Genomic DNA, 22,019 nt, shown 5'->3' with positions numbered 1-22,019 from the left:
TACAAGGGGAGCCGAAGCTCCCCAAGAAGTAGTTGCATGCTCTATTTTTGTTATTGGTTTCGGGCTTCTTGTTTTTGTTGAGTGCCCTCGCCATGAAGCTTTCCTTCATGACCCTCCCAATCGGGAGCCAAGAGCAAACGGATTGCTTTGGTCGCTGAATTGCAGTGATCTTTCGATCCAACCAGTACAGGCTCTGTCTTAAGACAGTTTTTTGTTGTTCTCGGCCTGGTCGTGGGGCAAGCCCCAAATACAACGCCTCTCCAAAAGAATCAGTTAGCTGCGCCTCTCGCCGTCTTGTTTTTATTGTGCGTGAGTCGATTCGTCTTATTTTTATTGTCTTGTACATTGCTTGTTATTGTTCTTGTACCAAACATATAGCAGGGTGCGTGCCAACTTTTGCGAACCCCAGTAAAACAAGGGGTTGGGCGTGCTGACGGGGTTTGTGCAGGCGAAAAAAAGCCGGGGCTTCGTTACCGTAAGCCCCGGCTTCTGTTACGTGAAAAAGCTGAGGTAACAGTTTTTTCAACAAGTCACGTGTTACCCACACATCAGACAGCTGCGGTTCAGCTCTCGCTGGCCACCCCGGTCTTGCGCCGTGGAATGCCCAGGCGTTGACGGCGTTCCCACAGGCACTTGCGGCTGACCCCGAGTTTGCGCGCCAGCTCGGTTTCGGTCATGTGGTCCTGATGCTCGAGCACGAAGTGCTGGAAGTAGTCTTCCAGGGACAGGTCCTCGGTCGGTTCGTGGTTGTTGTTACTGGCGTTGCCGTTGCCCTGTTGCGGGGGCAGGCCGATGAACTCGTCGTCGTCCAGATCACCCAGCTCGATGTCGATACCCAGCAGCTCGGCGGAAATCTCCGGGCTCTCGCTCAGGATCACGGCGCGCTCGACGGCGTTTTCCAGCTCACGAACGTTGCCGGGCCAGGAGTAATGACGAATGGCTTGTTCCGCGTCCGGGGCGAATTTCAGGTCGGTGCGGTTGATCCGCGCGCTCTGTCGCGCCAGGAACGCATTGGCGATTTCATTGACGTCGGCACCGCGCTCGCGCAGGGCCGGCAGCTTCAGGGCGATCACGTGGAGGCGGTAGTACAAGTCCTCACGGAACTGGCCGATCTTCGCCAGGCTCTTGAGGTCGCGGTGGGTCGCGGCGATCAGGCGCACATCGACTTTCTGCGACTGGACCGAACCAACCCGGCGAATTTCGCCTTCCTGAAGCACACGCAGCAGACGTGCCTGGGCTTCCAGCGGCAGTTCGCCGATTTCATCGAGGAACAGAGTGCCGCCATCGGCTGCTTCCACCAGACCTGCGCGCCCGGCGCTGGCGCCAGTGAACGCACCTTTTTCGTGGCCGAACAGTTCGGACTCGATCAGGCTTTCCGGAATGGCCGCGCAGTTCACCGAGATCATCGGCGCCTTCGCGCGTTTGGACAGGTTGTGCAGGGCGCGGGCCACCAGTTCTTTACCGGTGCCGGATTCGCCCTGGATCAGGACGTTTGAGTCGGTCGGCGCGACCTTGCGGATCTTGCTGTACAGATCCTGCATCGGTGGGCACGAGCCGATGATACCGATCTCGCCGTTGCTGTTATCGATGCCCGGTTTGGCCGCGCCATTGCTGGCCTTGCCGGCAACCGGTTCACCGCTGGCTTGCGCCGATTGGCGGTCACGCAGGATACGCGCAACGGCCTGGAGCATTTCGTCGTGATCGAAAGGCTTGGCGATGTAATCCACCGCGCCCATCTTCATCGAGTCGACCGCCGAGCGCAGGCTGGCGTAACTGGTCATGATCAGCACCGGAGTGCCCTGGCCGAGTTTGATCAGCTCGGTGCCCGGAGCGCCCGGCAGGCGCAGGTCACTGACGATCAGGTCGAACGTGGGAATGGTGAAGCGTTCTTGTGCTTCCTGCACTGAACCGGCTTCGCTGACCTGGTACTGGTTGCGTTCCAGCAGGCGGCGCAAGGCGGAGCGGATAATTGTTTCGTCTTCGACGATCAAAATGTGCGGCATTGATTCGATACTCTCGACGGTCTCAGTTCACAGCGGACGTCGCTTCGACATGACGCGGTAATGTCACCCGGATACGGGTGCCGCGTTGGCTCTGAACATCAGCCGGGCTGTCGATGGTGATTTGTCCATAATGCTCTTCAACGATGGAATAGACCAGTGCAAGGCCCAGACCGGTGCCTTCACCCGGGTCCTTGGTGGTGAAGAAAGGTTCGAACAATCTATCCATGATGTTCTTCGGAATACCGCTGCCTTCGTCTTCCACGATCAGGTCGACCGTGTGTTCGCCGGCTTCGCTCTTGACCCGCACCGCGCTGCCGGGAGGCGAGGCGTCGCGGGCGTTTGAGAGCAGGTTGATCAAGACTTGGGCGAGCCGTTGCGGGTCGCCTTCGACCCAGTGTTCGGGATCGCACAGGTTGTAGAACTGCACTTCGAAATTGCGTCGGTTCAGGGCCAGCAGGCCGATGGCGTCCTGAGCGACCTCAGCCAGACAGACGGGCTCGTCGCTGTGCTGGTGGCTGCCGGCATGGGCAAAGCTCATCAGCGATTGCACGATGCGCGACACGCGTTTGGTCTGTTCGAGGATCTGTCCGCTGATTTCCTTGAGCTCGCCGTCCTCCTCGCGCTCTTCGCGCAGGTTCTGCGCGAGACAGGCGATGCCGGTGATCGGGTTACCGATTTCATGGGCCACGCCGGCAGCCAGTCGACCAATGCTGGCCAGACGCTCGGAGTGCACCAGTTTGTCTTCGAGCATCTGCGTTTCGGTCAGGTCTTCTACCAGCAGTACCAGGCCGCTGTTGCCCGGCGCGAGCGGTTCGTCGATGGCCGCCTTGTGCAGGTTCAGCCAGCGGGTCTGGCCGTCGAGGGCCAGGTGCTGCTTGTGCAAGTGTTCGTCCGGAACGTTGATGAAGCCTTGCAGCAGTTCTTTCCACGGATCGGCGATGGTGCTCAGGCGCGAACCGACCACACGCTGCGCGGCGATCCCGGTCAGCTCCTCCATGGCTTTGTTCCACATGAGGATTTCCTGATCCTTGGCCAGTGAGCAAACGCCCATCGGCAACTCTTGCAGGGTCTGGCGGTGATAGCGGCGCAGTGCATCGAGTTCAGCAGCCAGGCCGGTCAGGCGCGAGTGATAGTCCTCGAGACGGCTTTCGATGAAGTGGATGTCTTCGGTGACATAGTTTTCGCCGCCGGCCTTATACGGCAGGAATGTCTCGACCATGTCCTGGGCCACGCTCGGGCCCATCAGGCCAGAGAGGTTGGCTTCGATGCGATCACGCAAGCGGCGTAAGGCATACGGTCGGCGCTCGTCGAAAGGCAGGTAAAGGTCGCGCAGGGCTTGTTCGACTTCCTTCTGCGCTGCTTTTGCCCCCAACGGTTTGGCCAGTTGTGTGGCGAATTCCTGCGGCGAGGCGGCATGCAGTTCGCGGCGTTGCGGGCGACGCACGTTGTCCACGGCGCAGGCTTCGGCGGCGCTGGCCTCTTCGGTGCTGGCGTTGGTGAACAGCGAGATCAGGGTGAACATCAGTACGTTGGCGGCCAGCGAGGCGATCGCGGCCATGTGCCAACTGGTGTCGTCCAGCACGTAGATCATGTTCAACAGCGGAATGTAGAAGCCTTGCAGATTGCCGACCAGCGGCAGCAGCATGGTCACCAGCCACACCAGAATCCCCGCCAGCAAACCGGCGATGAAGCCGCGGCGGTTGGCGGTCGGCCAGTACAGAACCGACAGCACGCCCGGCAGGAATTGCAGCGTGGCCACAAACGCGACAATGCCGAGGTTGGCCAGGTCCTGCTCGGCGCCTAGCAATAGGTAGAAACCGTAACCGGCCATAATGATCGCGACGATCAGCGCCCGGCGTGTCCATTTCAACCAGCGATAGATGTTGCCTTCCGCCGGAGGCTGATACAGCGGTAACACCAAATGGTTGAGCGCCATCCCCGACAGAGCGAGGGTGGTGACGATGATCAGGCCACTGGCAGCGGACAATCCGCCGACATACGCCAGCAGCGCCAAAGCCTTGCTGTTGGCGGCGATGCCGATGCCCAGCGTGAAATATTCCGGGTTGGTCGTGGCGCCGAGTTTCAGCCCGGCCCAGAGAATCAGCGGCACTGCCAAACTCATCAGCAACAGGAACAGCGGCAGACCCCAGCTCGCGCTGACCAGCGAGCGCGGGTTGAGGTTTTCGGTGAAGGTCATGTGGTACATGTGCGGCATCACGATCGCCGAGGCGAAGAACACCAGCAGCAGCGTACGCCACGGGCCTTCCTGCAATGGCGTGTGCAGGGCGGCGAGGGCGGTCTGGTTTTGCAGCAGCCACAGTTCCAGTTGTTGCGGGCCGTCGAACACGCCGTACAGCGCGTAGAGGCCGACGCCGCCGAGGGCAATCAACTTGATGACCGACTCGAAGGCAATCGCGAACACCAATCCTTCATGCTTCTCGCGGGTAGCGATGTGCCGGGAGCCGAAGAAAATGGTGAACAGCGTAATCAGGGCGCAGAAACTCAGGGCTACGCGATGCTGCACCGGCTCGCGGGTGAGGATGCCGATGGAGTCGGCCACCGCCTGAATCTGCAGTGCCAGAAGCGGCAACACACCGATCAGCATGAAAATCGTCGTGAGCGCACCGGCCCAGGTGCTGCGGAAGCGAAACGCGAACAGGTCGGCGAGGGACGACAGCTGATAAGTGCGGGTGATCTTCAGGATCGGATACAGCAACACGGGCGCGAGCAGGAATGCGCCGGACACACCGAGATAGCTGGACAGGAAGCCATAACCGTACTGATACGCCAGGCCCACGGTGCCATAAAACGCCCAGGCACTGGCATAGACGCCCAGCGACAGGGTGTAGGTGAGCGGGTGGCGAATGATCGCCCGCGGGATCATGCCCCGTTCACTGATCCAGGCCACACCGAACAGCACCGCCAGGTACGCGGCGCTGATCAGGATCATCTGGGTCAGGCTAAAGCTCATCGGCATCTTTTTGGCTCTGCAGGATGAAGGTCACGACGATCAGGATCAGCCAGAGCAGATACGGGCGATACCAGGCGCCAGTGGCGTCGATCCACCAATCCATGATGGCCGGGGAAAACAGATAAATCCCCACTACCAGGAGCAGGACCAAGCGATAGATGTACATCCCGGCCTCTCTTTTTTATGCGGGTGCCCGAAAACGTGCGGCGATGGTAACGGATGGGCGCGCCACTGCAAGCACGATCACTGTAGCTGCGCCTCGGGCAGGCTGAGTGTGCGCGGGATCAGCAGGGCGTCCCAGTGAGCGATCCCCCAATCCAGCACTTCCCGTGGCGTGGCGTAAGCCAGTTCGGCGCCGGGATTTTGTCCCAGCGCACGCAAGGCCCGTAGTAGCAAAGGCGTGGCCTGATCTTCGGTCAGCGGTGGCGAACGGTAGGACTTGCCGAGTTTGTTGCCATCGGGCTGGGTAATCAGCGGGATGTGCAGGTAACGCGGTTGCCGCAGGCCAAGCAGCTCCTGCAAGTAGAGCTGGCGTGGCGTGGAGTCGAGAAGGTCGGCGCCGCGCACGATGTCGGTGATGCCTTGCCAGGCATCGTCCAGCACCACCGCCAGTTGATAGGCGTAGAGCCCGTCGCGGCGGCGAATCACGAAATCACCGACATCCCGGCCCAGGTGTTGATGGAATTTGCCCTGCACCCGGTCGATGAAGTGGTAGTCCAGTTCGGGGACACGCACGCGGATGGCGGCGTCTTCGGTGCTGTGCCCGGCATTGCGGCAGAGTCCCGGATAAATGCCGTGATACGGCTCCAGTTGTTTGCGCGAGCACGTGCACGCGTAGGCCAGGCCGTGATTGAACAGGCGATTGAGCACTTCGGCGTAGGCATCGTGGCGGTCACTCTGGCGAACCATTTCGCCATCCCACTCGAAACCATAGCTTTCCAGCGCCTTGAGGATCGCGGCTTGGGCGCCGGGTTCTTCGCGGGGCGGGTCAAGGTCTTCCATGCGCATCAGCCAGCGGCCGCCCACCGAGCGCGCGTCGAGGTACGAAGCCAATGCGGCGACCAGCGAGCCGAAATGCAAATGGCCACTGGGCGTAGGGGCGAAGCGCCCGATGTAGGTGGGGGAGGTGATGGCGGTCATGAATACATTTAAAGCCAAAAAAACATCAGAAACAAAAACGGAGCGTTCGCACGCTCCGTTCTTCGTTCAAGTCGCAATTATTTGCCGACTTGCTTTTCCTTGATTTCCGCCAGGGTCTTGCAGTCAACGCACATGTCGGCGGTAGGGCGGGCTTCCAGACGCTTGACGCCGATTTCGACGCCGCAGGACTCGCACCAGCCATATTCTTCGTCTTCGATCAATTGCAGCGTCTTGTCGATCTTTTTGATCAACTTGCGCTCACGATCGCGGGCTCGCAGTTCGAGGGCGAACTCTTCTTCCTGGCTGGCACGGTCGGCCGGGTCCGGGAAGTTGGCTGCTTCGTCCTTCATGTGATCAACCGTACGGTCGACTTCCTGCATCAAGTCCTGTTTCCACTTGTTCAGGACCTTGGTGAAGTGCGCGCGCATGGGCTTGCCCATGTACTCCTCGCCCTTCACTTCTTTGTAGGGTTCGAAGCCGCTGATCGACGGGGTTGCCTGTTGCTTTGCTTGGGTGGACATGAAATAGACCGCCTCTACTCTTGTAATCCATCTGCGCAGGATTGCTCCATCACCGACACCTGCCGGCCCTGCGGCTGCAAGCGGGCGAACTTACCAGATCAAATCAGAGCGCGCTACTCCCGGATGTCGAGGTTGCGGCCTGAGGCGCTCGCAGATGGTGGCAAAGCGCTGTCTGGTGGGGGTGGAGACCTGCTCAATTAATGATTTTAGTCAAACCTTGGGCACTCGCTTGAGTCGTTTGTGACCGGGGTCTTATGGCCTCTGACCGCTTTAGGTTCTCGCTCGTTCCTGCGCTTGGGTAGAATCGGTTCTTTTCCCCGTTGAAGGAAGGCCAATGGCTCAGTCCTACAGTGCCCGCAGTCGCGCGATCGAACCTTTTCATGTCATGGCGTTGCTGGCGCGGGCCAATGAATTACAGGCCGCCGGTCACGATGTGATTCACCTGGAAATCGGCGAGCCGGACTTCACTACCGCCGAACCGATCATCCGTGCCGGTCAGGCGGCATTGACGGCGGGGAAGACGCGCTACACCGCCGCGCGTGGGATTCCCGAGCTGCGTGAGGCCATTTCGGGCTTTTATCAGCAGCGTTATGGGTTGAACATTGACCCGCGACGCATCCTCATCACGCCGGGCGGTTCCGGCGCGCTGCTGCTGGCCAGCGCCTTGCTGGTGGATCCGGGCAAGCACTGGCTGCTGGCGGATCCAGGTTACCCGTGCAACCGGCATTTCCTGCGCTTGGTGGAAGGCGCTGCGCAGCTTGTTCCTGTTGGTCCGGATGTGCGTTATCAACTGACGCCGGATCTGGTCGAGCGGTATTGGGACCACGATAGCGTGGGTGCGTTGGTCGCGTCGCCGGCCAATCCGACGGGGACGATCCTGACCCGGGATGAGTTGGCCGGGCTGTCCCGTGCGATCAAGGAACGCCACGGTCATCTGGTGGTGGACGAGATCTATCACGGCCTGACCTACGGCACCGATGCGGCCAGCGTGCTGGAAGTCGATGACAGCGCCTTTGTGCTGAATAGTTTTTCCAAGTATTTCGGCATGACCGGTTGGCGACTCGGCTGGCTGGTGGCGCCGGAAGCGGCAGTCGGTGAACTGGAGAAACTCGCGCAGAATCTCTACATAAGCGCCCCGAGCATGGCTCAGCACGCTGCCCTGGCCTGCTTTGAACCCGCAACCATCAGCATTCTCGAAGAACGTCGCGCCGAGTTCGGTCGTCGTCGGGATTTTCTGTTGCCAGCCCTGCGCGAATTGGGCTTCGGGATCGCCGTCGAACCCGAGGGCGCGTTCTACCTGTACGCCGATATCAGCAAGTTTGGCGGCGATGCCTTCGCGTTTTGCCGGCACTTCCTCGAAACCGAGCACGTGGCGTTCACGCCGGGACTGGACTTCGGACGTTATCAAGCCGGGCACCACGTGCGTTTTGCCTACACGCAGAACCTCGAACGCTTGCAGGAAGCGGTGGAGCGTATCGCGCGTGGTCTGCGGAGCTGGCAAGGCTGATGCGCTTTCATCCTCCCCTCGAAGAAGGTCGGCTGATCCGCCGTTATAAGCGTTTTCTCGCCGATATCGAAACCGTTACCGGTGAGTTGCTGACCATTCACTGTCCCAACACCGGATCGATGCTCAATTGTCAGGTCGAAGGAGGCCAGGTCTGGTTCAGCCGCTCCAACGACCCCAAGCGCAAGTTGCCCGGCACCTGGGAAATCGGCGAGACGCCGCACGGCCGTCACTTTTGCGTGAACACCGGTCGGGCCAACGCTTTGATCGAGGAAGCGCTGCAGGCCGGGGTGATCACCGAACTGAACGGCTTTACCCAACTCAAGCGCGAAGTGGCCTACGGTCAGGAAAAGAGCCGGATCGATTTTCGTCTCGAATACCCCGACGGCCCAGCCTATGTGGAAGTCAAAAGTGTCACGCTGGGGTTTGACGGCATCGCGGTGGCAGCGTTTCCCGATGCGGTGACCCAGCGCGGCGCCAAGCACTTGCGGGAGTTGGCGCATCTGGCGCGGGACGGGATTCGTGCGGTGCAGTTGTACTGCGTGAACCTCACCGGGGTCGACGCTGTGCGTCCTGCCGAAGAAATTGATCCGGTCTACGCGCTGGCCCTGCGTGAGGCGGTGGCGTGTGGGGTTGAGGTGCTGGCCTATGGCGTGCGCCTGACCCATGAAGAAATGGTGGTGGATCGACGCTTGGAAGTGTTGCTCGGCGGTTAAAGGCTGACCCAGATTCCTTGTGCGTCTTCGCGGCAATCGACGCGGGTCAGCGATTGTCCCGCGCAGGGGCCGGACACGCATTCGCCGTCCTCGATCAAAAACAGAGCGCCGTGGGTAGCGCACTGGATCAGGCTGTTGCTCGGATCTAGAAACTGGTCAGGGGTCCACTCGAGCCCGACACCGCGGTGCGGGCAGCGATTGATATAGACATAAACCTGGCCGGCGCGACGCACGGCGAACAGCTTCTGCCCGTCGAGTTCGAATCCACGGCTGCTGGCGTCGGCCAGCTCAATGCCAGTACACAGAAATTTCATGCCTATCCTCAGGTCGCGCAGTTGTGACCGGGTATGTCCGAGCTTGACGTGAAAATGCAAGCGATTATCAAATGGCTGACTTGCCCTATGGGTGCGGGTGCCAGGTGCACAGGATACTTGGCCTGCCCACCTGATGCCCGGGAAACCCTCAAAGGAAGCTGTTTATGCGCCTGAGTACCCGTGTCGCCGTGCTTTGTGTCGGACTTCTCGCCAGTCATCACGCCGCCGCGGCAGACTTGCCGCAGCGCTGGGTCAGTGCCGGTGGCGCGCTTTCGGAGTGGGTCAGCGCCTTGGGCGGTGAGTCGAAACTGGTGGGCGTCGATACCACCAGTCAACACCCGGAATCCCTCAAGGCTTTACCCAGTGTCGGGTATCAACGGCAGCTTTCGGCGGAAGGTGTGTTGAGTTTGCGCCCGCAGATTCTGGTCGGAACCGAAGAAATGGGGCCGCCACCGGTGCTTTCGCAGATTCGTAGCGCAGGCGTGCAGGTCGAACTGTTCTCGGCCCAGCCGGACCTGCCGACGCTGCATACCAATCTGCAGCATTTGGGCCGGTTGCTCGGCGCCGAAGAACGGGCAACTCAATTGCTGACTACTTATCAACAGGCGCTGGAGCAGCAGAAGATCCGGGTTACCCAAGCGCAACTGAAGCAACCTTCTCCGGGTGTACTGTTGTTGCTCGGACACGCTGGCGGCAAGCCGTTGATCGCCGGCAAGGACACCGCCGCCGATTGGTTGCTGCAACGGGCCGGCGGCCACAATCTGGCAACCCACACCGGGTACAAGCCCTTTTCCAACGAGTCGCTGGTGAGTCTGGATCCCGATGTGCTGGTGTTTGCCGACAGAGCGCTTAGCGGTGACGCGGCGCGGGCAGCGTTGTTCAAGGAAAATCCGATTCTGGCCTCTACCCGCGCAGCCAGGGATGGCCGGGTCATCGAACTTGATCCCACTTTGCTGGTAGGCGGGTTGGGGCCACGATTGCCGGAAAGCCTGAAGAAACTGTCAGACGGGTTCTTTCCCGCTGACGTAAGCCAGTAGTTTTCCACAGGCAAAAAAAGACCCGGCAAGAGCCGGGTCAAATAACCGTGATTAGCCTGATGAGGAGATAATCTGAGAGTCCGAACCAAGGGCTTTTCAGAATATCGACCAGTCTCGCGACCAGTTGTGATAATCATAGCGATTCTCATTACCAAGTCAACAGCTGATTTTCCGTTTACCTGATTTGTGTCGTGCTCTATCGATAAGTCATTGTAATCGTTGAATATTGGTCTGTCGTTTTTAGTGCGCCAGGATGAAAGGGGCACTGGTTCAATTCTTGTGGCGCGACGAGATGGCTTCCAGCTGTTTATTCAGGGCTTCTTTGCGTTCGGCAGGAATGTCGTTCCAGTGCACATCCATCAGGGCGCCTTCGATTGCATACAACAACACCTTGGACGCTCGAAACCCGCGGGTGCGCACGGCCCGATAAGCGTCCACCGCCCCCAGGCGACGCAAGTCCGAGGCGCTGTGGATGCCCACGGCATGCAGCCATTGCGCCGACGTCTTGCCAAGATTTTTCAGGTGTTGCAGTTCATCATTCATCAAGCCTCCTTGCGATGGCCGAATGGTGCGTGGGCAAGCTTCTGAGGAGTGTAGCCATCAGTAGGAAAAGCGTGATTGTTTGGTCGTTTTCGACGCAAATGCTTCTAAGAGGCAGGCGCTCGCGGATGCAGGAAAATCTGCTAAGTGAGCGGGATAGATGCTGAAGATGTCGGGATTCAGGGCAAGTCTGCCCGAAGTCCAGTGCGAAGCGGGGGCGCCGGACTTGTCAGATTGCGTTTACGGTCAGCGGGTGCGGTACCGCAGTCGGGTGCCGAAGTTCATCGACATCAGAATCTCGTCTGCACTCAGCTCTACCGGAAAGTAAGCGCCGGAAATCTGCGCATGAGCCAAACTCGCGCCTTCAAGCGATGCTTTGCGGAAGTCGATGCCGCGCAAATCTGCCGAGCGGAAATAAGCATCTGTGAAATCGACGCCGTCGGCGTTCAACTCACGCAGATCCAGACCCCGGAAGTCACCACCGACCATGTCGACAGGCCCATCCTTGGGGCGTTCGTTGTTAAAACCTGTGATGTCGTCTTTGTGCAGCAAGGCGTAAAGCGGGGTGTCGAGAAGTTTCGGCTGGCTCATGTCGCATCACCTGATGGTTTTATGACGCCAGTATAGTGCCACTATTTGACAGCCGTGAAGCGGGCAAACGCCTCACGACTGAAATAGTTTTTTACAGGCCTGGCAGGCGTTGGCGAATTTGCGCCACGACTGTGTCGAGCGTTCCGCTTTCATTGGTTTGAACGCGTTTGCTGCAGAGGATCTCTGCTGGCGTCAGAGCTTCACGGCTGGCTTGCTGGGCTGCGATGACTTCCAGCGTGGCGTCGGACGGATCTGCTTTATCTGCCTGGCGCAGGGCCAGCCAGCTCTCGATGACCGCTTGCGGCGCATTACAGTCGAGAATCAGGAACGGCGCGCCCGTGGCCTCGGCAACTTTTGCGGCGCTGTTGCGCTGGTCGTGCTTGAGGTAAGTGGCGTCGATTACTACCGGGAAACCGGCGTGGAGGATGACGGCGGCAATTTCATGCAGGCGGTTGTAAGTCGCGGTGCTGGCGTCGGCACTATAAATGCCGGCCTGCAGGTCGTTCGCGACGGTTTGCTCGCCGAACAGGCGCTTGCGCTCGACATCGGAGCGCAGGCGAATCGCGCCCAACGCTTCCACCAGGCGCATCGCAACGTGGCTTTTGCCAACGGCGGAAACACCGTGGGTAATGGCCATGAAGCGCGAAGGAATGGTGCTGTAGCTTTCCGCCAGGTTCGCATAGGTACGGTATTGGCGCAGGGTGGTGGCGCGCTGCACCGGGGTGGCGTCGGCGGGCATGCTGAACAGCGAGACCTTGGCGCGAACCAATGCACGGTAGGCTTTATAGAAGTTGAGCAACTCCAGGCCCTGATAATCGCCGGTCAGTTCCAGATACTGGCTGATGAAGCGACGAGCCAGGCACTTCAGGCCGCGATCTTCGAGGTCCATGGCGAGGAAACCGGCGTCGGCATACACGTCGGTGAAGCGGAACGGTTCGTTGAACTCGATGCAGTCGAAAATCACGACGTTACCGTCGATCACCGTCGCGTTACCCAAATGAATGTCGCCGTGGCATTCGCGGATGAAACCGTCGGCCTTGCGCTGGGTGAGTACCGGCTTCAGGCGATCGAAGCTGCTCTCTGCCCAGGCTTGCAGGGCGTCGAGTTGCAGCAGGTCAGCCTTGTCGCTGAGGAATGGACGGATCTGATCGAAGTTCTGGCGCACCGGTGCCATGACGCTGTCCGGGGTGCCGGCTTCGTGTTCGCTCGGTACTTTCGGTGCATTGAGGTGGAACCGGGCAATTTGCGCCGCCATCGCATCGATGTGCGCGGTGGTCAGTTCGCCATTGGCCTGCAAGGTGCTGAGCAGGCCGCTTTGTGGGAACTGGCGCATTTTCAGCAGGTATTCGATGGCCGGGCCTTCGCCGCCCAGTTGCGGAGCGTCGACAGTGCCAGTGACTGGCAACACTTCAAGATACAAATCATCTGTCAGGCGCTGGTTCAAACGCAGCTCTTCGCCGCAAAAATGCTCGCGAGCCTCAAGGGTGGTGAAGTCAAGAAAGCCGAAATTAACCGGCTTCTTCACTTTATAGGCATAGGGGCCGGTGAGCAGCACCCAGGAAATATGGGTCTCTATGACCTGAAACCCGTCAACTGGATGCGGAAAAAGGGCCGGGTTTTGCAGGGCGGCGATCAGGGACTGGCTCACAGGGTGATCCTTCAGAGTCTGGAAAATTCAGGTCGTCATTATGGCGGCTAGCCAGCCTAACGCAAACTCGGAGGGCTCCTGTTGAGTATGAATAAAGTGCGTATAATCCGCCGCCATGACTCGTACTCGATCCCCCCGCACTCCTAAAAAACCACCTTCCCGAGGCCTGCGGCCTTGGCTGGGCTGGGCCCTTAAACTCAGTCTGGTCGGCCTTGTGGTGCTGGCCGGATTCGCCGTTTATCTCGATGCCATCGTGCAGGAGAAGTTCTCCGGCAAGCGCTGGACGATTCCGGCCAAGGTTTACGCACGTCCGCTTGAGCTGTTCGTCGGACAAAAGCTGAGCCGCGACGACTTTCTCACTGAGCTCGATGCCTTGGGCTATCGCCGTGAAAGCGTGAGCAATGGCCCCGGCGCGGCGGCGGTTAGCGGCAATACTGTCGACTTGAATACCCGTGGCTTCCAGTTCTATGAAGGCATGGAGAGTGCTCAGCCGGTACGAGTGCGTTTCTCCGGTGACTACGTTGCCGAGCTCTCGGCGACGAACGGTTCGAAGCTATCCGTGGTGCGCCTGGAGCCGCTGCTGATCGGCGGGATTTATCCGAAGAACCTCGAAGACCGCATTCTGATCAAAATCGATCAGGTCCCACCGTATTTGCTGGAAACCCTGGTTGCCGTGGAAGATCGGGATTTCTATAGCCACTGGGGCGTGTCGCCGAAATCGATTGCACGAGCCGTCTACGTCAACACCTCTGGCGGCAAGATGACCCAGGGCGGCAGTACGCTGACGCAACAACTGGTCAAGAACTTCTACCTGACCAGTGAACGCAGCCTGAGCCGTAAACTCACCGAAGCCATGATGGCGATGTTGCTAGAGTTGCATTACGACAAACGAGAAATTCTTGAGGCCTACCTCAATGAAGTGTTCGTCGGCCAGGATGGTCAGCGGGCGGTGCATGGTTTCGGTCTGGCCAGCCAGTTCTTCTTCGGGCAGCCATTGTCGGAACTGAAGCTGCATCAAGTCGCAATGCTGGTGGGCATGGTCAAGGGCCCGTCTTACTACAATCCGCGTCGCAACCCTGAGCGGGCGCTCGAGCGGCGCAATCTGGTGCTCGATGTGCTTGAGCAACAGGGCGTCGCCACCGCCGAGCAGGTCGCTGCCGCGAAGAAAATGCCGTTGGGAGTGACAACGCGAGGCAAATTGGCGGACAGCTCGTTCCCTGGCTTCCTCGATCTGGTCAAGCGCCAGCTTCGCGAAGACTATCGCGACGAAGACTTGACCGAAGAAGGCCTGCGAATCTTCACCAGCTTCGACCCGATCCTGCAGATGAAAGCCGAGGCGTCGGTCAACGACACCTTCAAGCGCCTGTCCGGGCGCAAGGGTTCCGATGACGTTGAAGCGGCCATGGTCGTGACCAATCCGGAAACCGGCGAAGTCCAGGCCATGATCGGCAGTCGCCAGGCCAGTTTTGCCGGTTTCAACCGTGCACTGGATGCGGTGCGACCGATTGGCTCGTTAATCAAGCCGGCGGTTTATCTGACAGCGCTCGAGAAACCGAGCCAGTACACATTGACCAGTTGGCTGTCAGACGAATCCTTCTCGGTCAAAGGTGCGGACGGTCAGGTCTGGAAACCGCAGAACTATGATCGCCGCTCCCATGGCACGGTTTTCCTGTATCAAGGGTTGGCGCATTCCTACAACCTGTCGACCGCGCGTCTTGGCCTGGCGGTGGGTGTGCCGAATGTGCTCAAGACCCTCGGCCGATTGGGGGTGACCCGCGAATTCCCGGCGTTCCCGTCGATGTTGCTGGGGGCGGGCGGCATGACCCCGATCGAAGTGGCGACCATGTACCAGACCCTCGCCAACGGTGGTTTCAATACACCGATGCGCGGGATTCGTAGCGTGCTGACGGCCGAAGGCGAACCGCTCAAGCGTTATCCGTTCCAGATTCAGCAGCGCTTCGATCCGGCTTCCATTTACCTGATCCAGAGCGCCATGCAGCGGGTCATGCGTGAAGGTACCGGTAGTTCGGTTTACAACGTGTTACCGAAAACCTTGACCCTGGCCGGCAAGACCGGCACCAGTAACGATTCGCGGGACAGTTGGTTCGCGGGCTTCAGCCAGGATTTGCTGGCAGTGGTCTGGCTCGGTCGCGACGATAACGGCAAGACGCCATTCACTGGCGCTACCGGTGCGTTGCAGGTCTGGACCAGTTTCATGCGCAAAGCCGATCCGTTGCCGCTGGACATGCCGCAGCCGGATAATGTCGTTCAGGCCTGGGTCGATTCACGGACAGGACAAGGCTCTGATGCCGGTTGCCCAGGCGCCGTGCAGATGCCGTATATTCGCGGCAGCGAACCGCCTCCCGGCGCCGCATGCGGTGGCGAAGGCCCTGCTTCCGGCGAAACGGTGATGGATTGGGTCAAAGGCTGGATGAATTAAGCAAAGAGGGTTTCAAGTGAACAAGTGGTTGATTCCAGCGGTTGCCGCCGTAGCTTTGCTCAGCGGTTGTTCCAGCGTACAGCGTGGCTCGATTCCAGTAGTGGACTCCGGCACCACGGTTTCCAATAGCGAGCGCGTTTCTGCGAACGGTGGTTACCGTCAGACGACAGTAAAACGTCCTGTGCAATCTCAGGCTCAGGAAATTCCACAAGGCGATACCGGTGTGGTCGTGATGGTGCCGGGTGGCGGTGCAACGACGTCGACGCCGATCAGCACCACGCCGATTACCCCGGGTCCGATTACGCCAGGGCCGATTGATACGTCGCCGGTTCAGTCCGCGCCGATCAATCAGGGCAGCTACAGCATGCCGTCGACGCCGAGCGGGATTCCGTCGGCCAGTTCCGGCGGGCTGTCCGCCGATGAGCAACTGGACGGTCCTGTCCTGGCACTGTTGACCACCGCTCAGCAGCAACAGGCTGGCGGCGACCTCAATGGTGCGTCTTCAAGTCTGGAACGTGCCCAGCGTGTTGCCCCGCGTGAACCGCAAGTGCTTTATCGCCTGGCGCAAGTACGCATGGCGCAAGGTGACGCGCCGCAGGCTGAGCAATTCGCTCGCCGTGGCCTGACTTTCGCCAATGGTCGTCCGGCACTTCAGGCCAGCCTGTGGGAATTGATCGCTCAGGCGCGTGAGAAACAGGGTGATTCGGCTGGCGCCGCATTGGCCCGTCAGAAAGCCAAGGTTACGTCGTAATGGATGGCCGCTTTCCGAAGATCGCCGATAAGTTGTTGCTGATCGAACGGGAATTGCGTGTGCAGGGATGGTGGGACGAGGTTTCGCCATCGGCTGAAGCGCTTTCCAGTGTCGAGCCGTTTTCGGTCGATACTCTGGAGTTCGAACAGTGGCTGCAGTGGATTTTCCTTCCGCGCATGAGGGCAATCCTGGAACAGGATCTCCCGTTGCCGAACGCTTCGGGCATTCAGGAAATGGCCGAAATGGTCTTCGCTGGGCGCAATGTCCAGGGCAAGGATCGACAGCTGCAAGTGCTGCTCAAAGAGTTTGATCTGCTGATCACCGCCTCCCGTTGAATCGGACGCTGCCAGTGATTACTGGCAGTTATCCGCAATCTGCTTCTGCGTTTCGCTTATACGCTCTTGCCGCTGTGCATCATCCAGTCGGCGCAATTCTCCTTCCACTTCCTCCCTGAGCCGCGGGTTGTTCTGCAGCTGCGCCAGGTTTGTTCGCGCCTGATCACAAAACACTTTCAGTTCTGCCTGCTGCTCGGCGACCTGCTCCTTTACGGTGTTGTCGATGGCCCGTTGATCGCCGATCACGCCGCTATTGGTGGTTGTGGGCGGCTTGCTGGCGGGTGAGGAGGGCGTTACCACTACAGTGGCTTGCTGGCCTTGCGGTGGCTGCGCATCGAAATGGGTAACGCCTTGGGCGTCGACCCACTTGTAAATCTGCGCGGCCATGGACAACGGGCTGAGGGCGACCATCAGGCCGGCGATGAAGAAGTGCGTACGCATGCCAATTCCTTGTCAAAAGTTGCGCAATTGAAGCTAACACACATGGGATTTATGGGTTTTTTCTTGCGTTCTCATGTGGTTACTAGAATAAAGCACATTGACGGCTTGACTTGCGAAGGGCGAAACAGAAGAATCCAAAGTCCGCTGTACAGGGACTGCCAGAAGCAGACCCTCTCAGCAGATCATGAGGCGCACACCAGCGCCGACCTGTTACACCCGCAACGCGTTACCTCGCGCTGGGTGGGAAAGGCCCGCAACACTTGGGACGATCCCAATACTTGCTCAGTCAGTGCTGACGTAGTCGGCGACCACCGTCGCTCATGCTCTGCTGAGAAGTAAACCTATTAAGACCCGTCCCATTTTTCGTGGGCGGTATTCTGGCGTTTTAGAGGTGAGCAACGTGGAGCTTTTATCTGGCGGTGAGATGCTCGTCCGCTTTTTGCGTGACGAAGGCGTCAAATATATCTACGGGTACCCGGGTGGTGCTCTTCTTCATGTATACGATGCCCTGTTCAAAGAACCGGAAGTGACCCACATCCTGGTTCGTCACGAACAAGCGGCTACCCATATGGCTGACGGCTACGCCCGTGCCACCGGTAAAGCCGGTGTGGTACTGGTGACTTCCGGTCCTGGCGCAACAAACGCCATTACCGGTATCGCTACGGCCTACATGGACTCTATTCCGATGGTGGTGATTTCCGGCCAGGTGCCGAGCACCATGGTGGGCACCGACGCATTCCAGGAAACCGACATGATCGGTATCTCCCGGCCGATCGTGAAACACAGCTTCATGATCAAGCATGCGTCGGAAATCCCGGAAGTCATGAAGAAAGCCTTCTACCTGGCGCAATCCGGTCGTCCTGGCCCAGTCGTTGTCGATATCCCGAAAGACATGACCAACCCGGCCGAGAAGTACGAATACGTCTTCCCGAAAAAAGCCAAGTTGCGCTCCTACAGCCCAGCTGTTCGCGGTCACTCCGGGCAAATCCGCAAGGCGGCAGAAATGCTCCTGGCGGCCAAGCGTCCCGTGATGTACTCGGGCGGCGGCGTGATTCTCGGTGGTGGCTCCGCGCCGCTGACCGAGTTGGCGAAAATGCTCAACTTGCCAGTGACCAATACCCTGATGGGCCTGGGCGGTTTCCCAGGCACCGATCGTCAGTTCATCGGCATGCTCGGCATGCACGGCAGCTACACCGCCAACCTGGCGATGCACCATGCTGACGTGATCCTGGCCGTCGGCGCGCGCTTTGATGACCGTGTTATCAACGGTGCGTCGAAGTTCTGCCCGAACGCCAAGATCATTCACATCGACATCGACCCGGCTTCGATTTCCAAGACCATCAAGGCCGACGTGCCAATCGTTGGCCCGGTCGAGAGCGTCCTGACCGAAATGGTCGCGATCCTCAAGGAAATCGGCGAGACCCCGAACAAGGAGTCCGTTGCCAGCTGGTGGAAGCAGATCGATGAGTGGAAGGGTGATCGCGGCCTGTTCCCTTACGACAAGGGCGACGGCAGTGTCATCAAGCCGCAGGCTGTGATCGAAACCCTGTGCGAAGTGACCAAGGGCGATGCCTTTGTTGCTTCCGACGTGGGCCAGCATCAGATGTTCGCGGCGCAGTACTACAAGTTCAACAAGCCGAACCGCTGGATCAACTCCGGTGGCCTGGGCACCATGGGCTTCGGTTTCCCGGCGGCCATGGGCATCAAGTTGAACTTCCCGGATGATGACGTCGCCTGCGTAACGGGCGAGGGCAGCATCCAGATGAACATTCAGGAACTGTCGACCTGCCTGCAATATGGTTTGCCGGTAAAAATCGTCATCCTGAACAACGGTGTGTTGGGCATGGTTCGCCAGTGGCAGGACATGAGCTACGGCAGCCGTCACTCTCATTCCTACATGGAATCGCTACCTGATTTCGTCAAGCTGGCGGAGGCTTATGGTCACGTTGGTATGCGCATCACCGATTCGAAAGATTTGAAGTCGAAGATGGAAGAAGCGTTCGCCATGAAAGATCGCCTGGTGGTGATCGATATTTCGGTCGACACCAGCGAGCACGTCTACCCGATGCAGATCAAAGACGGCTCCATGCGCGATATGTGGCTGAGCAAGACGGAGCGTACCTAATCATGCGGCACATTATTTCCTTGCTTCTGGAAAACGAACCCGGCGCTCTGTCTCGCGTAGTCGGCCTGTTCTCGCAGCGCAACTACAACATCGAAAGCCTGACCGTGGCGCCAACCGAAGACCCGACCCTGTCGCGTCTGACGCTGACCACCGTGGGGCACGATGAAGTCATCGAGCAGATCACCAAGAACCTGAACAAGCTGATCGAAGTGGTAAAACTGGTCGACCTGTCGGAAAGTGCTCACATCGAGCGCGAACTGATGCTGGTTAAGGTCAAGGCCACCGGCGCCCAGCGCGCCGAGATCAAGCGCACTACCGATATTTACCGTGGGCAGATCGTTGATGTGAGCGCCAGCGTGTATACCGTTCAACTGACCGGTACCAGCGACAAGCTCGACAGCTTCATTCAGTCCATCGGCACCGCCTCGATTCTGGAAACCGTCCGTAGCGGCGTAACCGGGATTGCACGCGGCGACAAAGTACTCAGCATCTAAACCAAATTAGCGAACGGCCTGCACGGCCTGGATATATAGGGGAATTTCATGAAAGTTTATTACGAAAAAGACTGCGACCTGTCGATCATCCAGGGCAAGAAAGTTGCCATCATCGGTTACGGTTCCCAGGGCCACGCTCAAGCGTGCAACCTGAAAGACTCCGGCGTTGACGTTACCGTTGGCCTGCGTAAAGGTTCGGCTACTGTTGCCAAAGCCGAAGCCCACGGCCTGAAAGTGACTGACGTTGCTTCCGCTGTAGCAGCTGCCGACCTGGTCATGATCCTGACCCCGGACGAGTTCCAGTCCGCCCTGTACAAGAACGAAATCGAGCCGAACATCAAGAAAGGCGCCACCCTGGCCTTCTCCCACGGCTTCGCGATCCACTACAACCAGGTAGTGCCACGCGCTGACCTCGACGTGATCATGATCGCGCCGAAGGCTCCAGGTCACACCGTACGTTCCGAATTCGTGAAGGGCGGCGGTATCCCTGACCTGATCGCTATCTATCAGGACGCTTCGGGCAACGCCAAAAACGTTGCACTGTCCTACGCTGCCGGCGTTGGTGGCGGTCGTACCGGCATCATCGAAACCACCTTCAAGGACGAGACTGAAACCGACCTGTTCGGCGAACAAGCCGTTCTGTGCGGCGGTACCGTTGAACTGGTTAAAGCCGGTTTCGAAACCCTGGTTGAAGCTGGCTACGCGCCGGAAATGGCCTACTTCGAATGCCTGCACGAACTGAAGCTGATCGTTGACCTCATGTACGAAGGCGGTATCGCCAACATGAACTACTCGATCTCCAACAACGCCGAATACGGCGAGTACGTGACCGGCCCGGAAGTGATCAACGCCGAATCCCGTCAGGCCATGCGCAACGCCCTGAAACGTATTCAGGACGGCGAATACGCCAAGATGTTCATCAGCGAAGGCGCTACCGGCTATCCTTCGATGACCGCCAAGCGTCGTAACAACGCCGCTCACGGTATCGAAATCATCGGCGAGCAACTGCGCTCCATGATGCCGTGGATCGGTGCCAACAAGATCGTCGACAAAGCCAAAAACTAAGTCTGACACTTGTACGAAAAACGCGGCTTAGGCCGCGTTTTTTCGTTTGGACGGTCTGTTCTGGTATAAAGCTGCATCGTTTGCGATGCGAACCGGCGTCGCAGACATCTGTCGAAACTTTCCACCCCGTTGCAAGGTATTGTCCATGAGCGAACGTCCCGAAGAGCCAAAGCAGGCCTCTGACGCCGAAAGCCTGCTGCCCATCGATGAGCATGTCGAAGAAGGGCATGATGCTGAAGGCCGTAAAGTCCGGCATCGTGGCATCTATCTTCTGCCGAATCTGTTTACCACTGCGAACCTGTTCGCAGGGTTCTATTCCATCATCAACTCCATGAGCGCCCAGAGTGCCTTGAGTGCCGGTGATTCGATTGGTGCGAGCAAGTATTTTGCTTTCGCCGCCATCGCGATTTTCGTCGCCATGGTGCTCGACGGTCTCGACGGTCGAGTTGCCCGCATGACCAATACCCAGAGCGCCTTCGGTGCCGAGTACGACTCGCTGTCGGACATGGTCGCCTTCGGTGTTGCGCCGGCATTGCTGGCGTTTGGCTGGGCATTGGGTGACATGGGCAAGGTCGGCTGGATGGTCGCCTTCATTTATGTCGCGGGCGCGGCGCTGCGTCTGGCGCGCTTCAACACCCAGGTCGGCACCGCCGACAAGCGCTACTTCATCGGTCTGGCCAGCCCGGCTGCCGCTGGTGTTGTGGCCGGGATTGTCTGGGCGTTCAGTGATTACGGCATCCAGGGCTCCAAGATGTCCTTCCTGGTGGCGCTGATGGTTGCGGCTGCGGGCATGCTGATGGTCAGCAACATCAAGTACAACAGCTTCAAGGAGCTGGACCTGAAAGGGCGCGTGCCGTTCGTGGCGATCCTTGCGGTGGTCCTGGTGTTCGCAGTGGTGTTCAGCGATCCGCCGCGCATTCTGCTGTTGGTGTTCCTCGCCTACGCAGCTTCCGGTCCGGTGCAGTACTTGTTACATCTTCGTCGGCGTAAAAGCGTCGAGTGATGTAATTTCCCTCATACTCCGCAGTCTGTTGGTGCATCTGTTCTCCAATGCTGCGGAGTAGCCATGCTGATCAAAGTCCCAAAAGCGTCCGACTGCCTAGAGTCGGACGTCACGCCTGAATCCTTCTATCTTTCTCGACGCAATATATTGGGTGCTGCCGTTGCCGGGTTGGCCGTGAGTGGTCTGCCTCGATGGGCGGTGGCCGATGAAACGGCGCGTTACCCGGATGTCGAACCTGGCAAGGCGCCTTCCTGGTTTAGCGAAAAGCTTCCTTCTACCCAATGGGGGGCGGTTAACGTTAAAGATGAGGCGATCACACCCTTCAAGGATGCGACCCACTACAACAACTTCTATGAGTTCGGTACTGACAAAGGTGACCC

At 58.9% G+C, this 22,019-nt stretch carries 21 protein-coding genes (1 of these 21 running past the window's edge); 11 read left to right on the top strand and 10 right to left on the bottom strand.

From position 1 onward, the window contains the following. Nucleotides 1-563 precede the first annotated feature (563 nt). The 5 genes from V6Z53_RS28655 to dksA form a co-directional block, all read right to left on the bottom strand. Nucleotides 564-2,003: a sigma-54 dependent transcriptional regulator gene (locus tag V6Z53_RS28655; protein ID WP_338583078.1), complete on the bottom strand. Its 1,440-nt coding sequence runs from the start codon at nt 2,001-2,003 to the stop codon at nt 564-566. 22 nt (nt 2,004-2,025) lie between these two features. After that, nucleotides 2,026-4,980 (bottom strand): ATP-binding protein, encoded by a 2,955-nt coding sequence (locus V6Z53_RS28650; protein ID WP_338583077.1) that lies wholly within the window; start codon nt 4,978-4,980, stop codon nt 2,026-2,028. Beyond that, nucleotides 4,964-5,140 carry a hypothetical protein gene (locus V6Z53_RS28645; RefSeq protein WP_003176118.1) on the bottom strand — a complete coding sequence of 59 codons (177 nt, stop codon included), beginning with the start codon at nt 5,138-5,140 and terminating at the stop codon, nt 4,964-4,966. The genes V6Z53_RS28650 and V6Z53_RS28645 overlap by 17 nt, the downstream gene beginning before the upstream one ends. A gap of 77 nt (nt 5,141-5,217) precedes the next feature. After that, nucleotides 5,218-6,114: a tRNA glutamyl-Q(34) synthetase GluQRS gene (gene gluQRS / locus V6Z53_RS28640; protein WP_338583076.1), complete on the bottom strand. Its 897-nt coding sequence runs from the start codon at nt 6,112-6,114 to the stop codon at nt 5,218-5,220. Between the two features lie 77 nt (nt 6,115-6,191). After that, on the bottom strand, nt 6,192-6,635 hold the full coding sequence (gene dksA / locus V6Z53_RS28635) for an RNA polymerase-binding protein DksA (RefSeq protein ID WP_338583075.1): 444 nt from the start codon (nt 6,633-6,635) through the stop codon (nt 6,192-6,194). Between the two features lie 334 nt (nt 6,636-6,969). On the opposite strand from dksA, the gene V6Z53_RS28630 reads away from it, so the two are divergent. Together V6Z53_RS28630 and sfsA are read left to right on the top strand one after the other, a co-directional pair. Continuing rightward, nucleotides 6,970-8,142, top strand: coding sequence for a pyridoxal phosphate-dependent aminotransferase (locus V6Z53_RS28630; RefSeq protein WP_338583074.1), 1,173 nt, complete (start codon nt 6,970-6,972; stop codon nt 8,140-8,142). Then, the gene (sfsA, locus tag V6Z53_RS28625; RefSeq protein WP_338583072.1) at nt 8,142-8,855 is read left to right on the top strand and encodes a DNA/RNA nuclease SfsA; all 714 of its coding nucleotides are present in this window, start codon (nt 8,142-8,144) and stop codon (nt 8,853-8,855) included. The genes V6Z53_RS28630 and sfsA overlap by 1 nt, the downstream gene beginning before the upstream one ends. On the opposite strand, the gene V6Z53_RS28620 is transcribed toward sfsA, so the two are convergent. Next, entirely contained in the window at nt 8,852-9,169 is a 318-nt protein-coding gene (locus tag V6Z53_RS28620; protein ID WP_338583071.1) for a Rieske 2Fe-2S domain-containing protein, read from the bottom strand. The genes sfsA and V6Z53_RS28620 overlap by 4 nt on opposite strands. Before the next feature lie 164 nt (nt 9,170-9,333). Between V6Z53_RS28620 and V6Z53_RS28615 the strand changes: the two genes are divergently transcribed. Further along, nucleotides 9,334-10,206, top strand: a complete 873-nt coding sequence (locus tag V6Z53_RS28615) for an ABC transporter substrate-binding protein (protein WP_338583070.1) — start codon at nt 9,334-9,336, stop codon at nt 10,204-10,206. Nucleotides 10,207-10,476: 270 nt separating this feature from the next. Here the strand turns inward: V6Z53_RS28615 and V6Z53_RS28610 are convergent, their stop codons facing one another. The 3 genes from V6Z53_RS28610 to V6Z53_RS28600 all read right to left on the bottom strand — a co-directional run bounded on the left by V6Z53_RS28610 (nt 10,477) and on the right by V6Z53_RS28600 (nt 12,985). After that, nucleotides 10,477-10,749 (bottom strand): TfoX/Sxy family protein, encoded by a 273-nt coding sequence (locus V6Z53_RS28610; protein WP_007971093.1) that lies wholly within the window; start codon nt 10,747-10,749, stop codon nt 10,477-10,479. 243 nt (nt 10,750-10,992) lie between these two features. After that, the gene (locus tag V6Z53_RS28605) at nt 10,993-11,337 is read right to left on the bottom strand and encodes a pentapeptide repeat-containing protein (RefSeq protein ID WP_338583068.1); all 345 of its coding nucleotides are present in this window, start codon (nt 11,335-11,337) and stop codon (nt 10,993-10,995) included. A 91-nt stretch (nt 11,338-11,428) separates the two neighbouring features. After that, nucleotides 11,429-12,985, bottom strand: a complete 1,557-nt coding sequence (locus tag V6Z53_RS28600) for a bifunctional aminoglycoside phosphotransferase/ATP-binding protein (protein ID WP_338583066.1) — start codon at nt 12,983-12,985, stop codon at nt 11,429-11,431. Between the two features lie 115 nt (nt 12,986-13,100). Here V6Z53_RS28600 and mrcB point away from each other — a divergent pair, with 115 nt between their 5' ends. Genes mrcB through V6Z53_RS28585 form a run of 3 tightly spaced genes read left to right on the top strand, consistent with a single transcriptional unit; the run spans nt 13,101 to nt 16,511 of the window. Continuing rightward, nucleotides 13,101-15,425, top strand: a complete 2,325-nt coding sequence (gene mrcB, locus V6Z53_RS28595) for a penicillin-binding protein 1B (RefSeq protein WP_338583065.1) — start codon at nt 13,101-13,103, stop codon at nt 15,423-15,425. 16 nt (nt 15,426-15,441) lie between these two features. Continuing rightward, nucleotides 15,442-16,176, top strand: a complete 735-nt coding sequence (locus V6Z53_RS28590) for a hypothetical protein (protein ID WP_338583064.1) — start codon at nt 15,442-15,444, stop codon at nt 16,174-16,176. Continuing rightward, nucleotides 16,176-16,511, top strand: coding sequence for a YqcC family protein (locus V6Z53_RS28585; RefSeq protein WP_338583062.1), 336 nt, complete (start codon nt 16,176-16,178; stop codon nt 16,509-16,511). Before V6Z53_RS28590 ends, V6Z53_RS28585 begins: the two co-directional genes overlap by 1 nt. A gap of 18 nt (nt 16,512-16,529) precedes the next feature. Here the strand turns inward: V6Z53_RS28585 and V6Z53_RS28580 are convergent, their stop codons facing one another. Then, nucleotides 16,530-16,952, bottom strand: a complete 423-nt coding sequence (locus V6Z53_RS28580) for a DUF4124 domain-containing protein (RefSeq protein WP_338583061.1) — start codon at nt 16,950-16,952, stop codon at nt 16,530-16,532. Between the two features lie 400 nt (nt 16,953-17,352). Between V6Z53_RS28580 and V6Z53_RS28575 the strand changes: the two genes are divergently transcribed. The 5 genes from V6Z53_RS28575 to msrP all read left to right on the top strand — a co-directional run. Beyond that, nucleotides 17,353-19,077, top strand: coding sequence for an acetolactate synthase 3 large subunit (locus tag V6Z53_RS28575; protein ID WP_338583060.1), 1,725 nt, complete (start codon nt 17,353-17,355; stop codon nt 19,075-19,077). A 2-nt stretch (nt 19,078-19,079) separates the two neighbouring features. Beyond that, on the top strand, nt 19,080-19,571 hold the full coding sequence (gene ilvN, locus V6Z53_RS28570) for an acetolactate synthase small subunit (protein WP_003176102.1): 492 nt from the start codon (nt 19,080-19,082) through the stop codon (nt 19,569-19,571). 48 nt (nt 19,572-19,619) lie between these two features. Then, a complete protein-coding gene (ilvC, locus tag V6Z53_RS28565; RefSeq protein ID WP_007948647.1) occupies nt 19,620-20,636 on the top strand; it encodes a ketol-acid reductoisomerase in 1,017 nt (338 codons plus the stop codon). Nucleotides 20,637-20,781: 145 nt separating this feature from the next. Then, entirely contained in the window at nt 20,782-21,639 is an 858-nt protein-coding gene (gene pssA / locus V6Z53_RS28560) for a CDP-diacylglycerol--serine O-phosphatidyltransferase (protein WP_338583059.1), read from the top strand. Nucleotides 21,640-21,702: 63 nt separating this feature from the next. Next, nucleotides 21,703-22,019, top strand: partial view of a protein-methionine-sulfoxide reductase catalytic subunit MsrP gene (gene msrP, locus V6Z53_RS28555; protein ID WP_338583057.1) — the beginning only. 697 nt of this gene lie beyond the right edge of the window; the window shows 317 of its 1,014 coding nt (coding positions 1-317); it begins with the start codon at nt 21,703-21,705; the stop codon falls past the right edge of the window.

The sequence above is a fragment of the Pseudomonas sp. MAG733B genome (assembly GCF_036884845.1).
Taxonomy (GTDB): Bacteria; Pseudomonadota; Gammaproteobacteria; order Pseudomonadales; family Pseudomonadaceae; genus Aquipseudomonas.
Note: the sequence above shows the minus strand (reverse complement) of the source record. Positions and strands in the feature narration are given on the sequence as shown.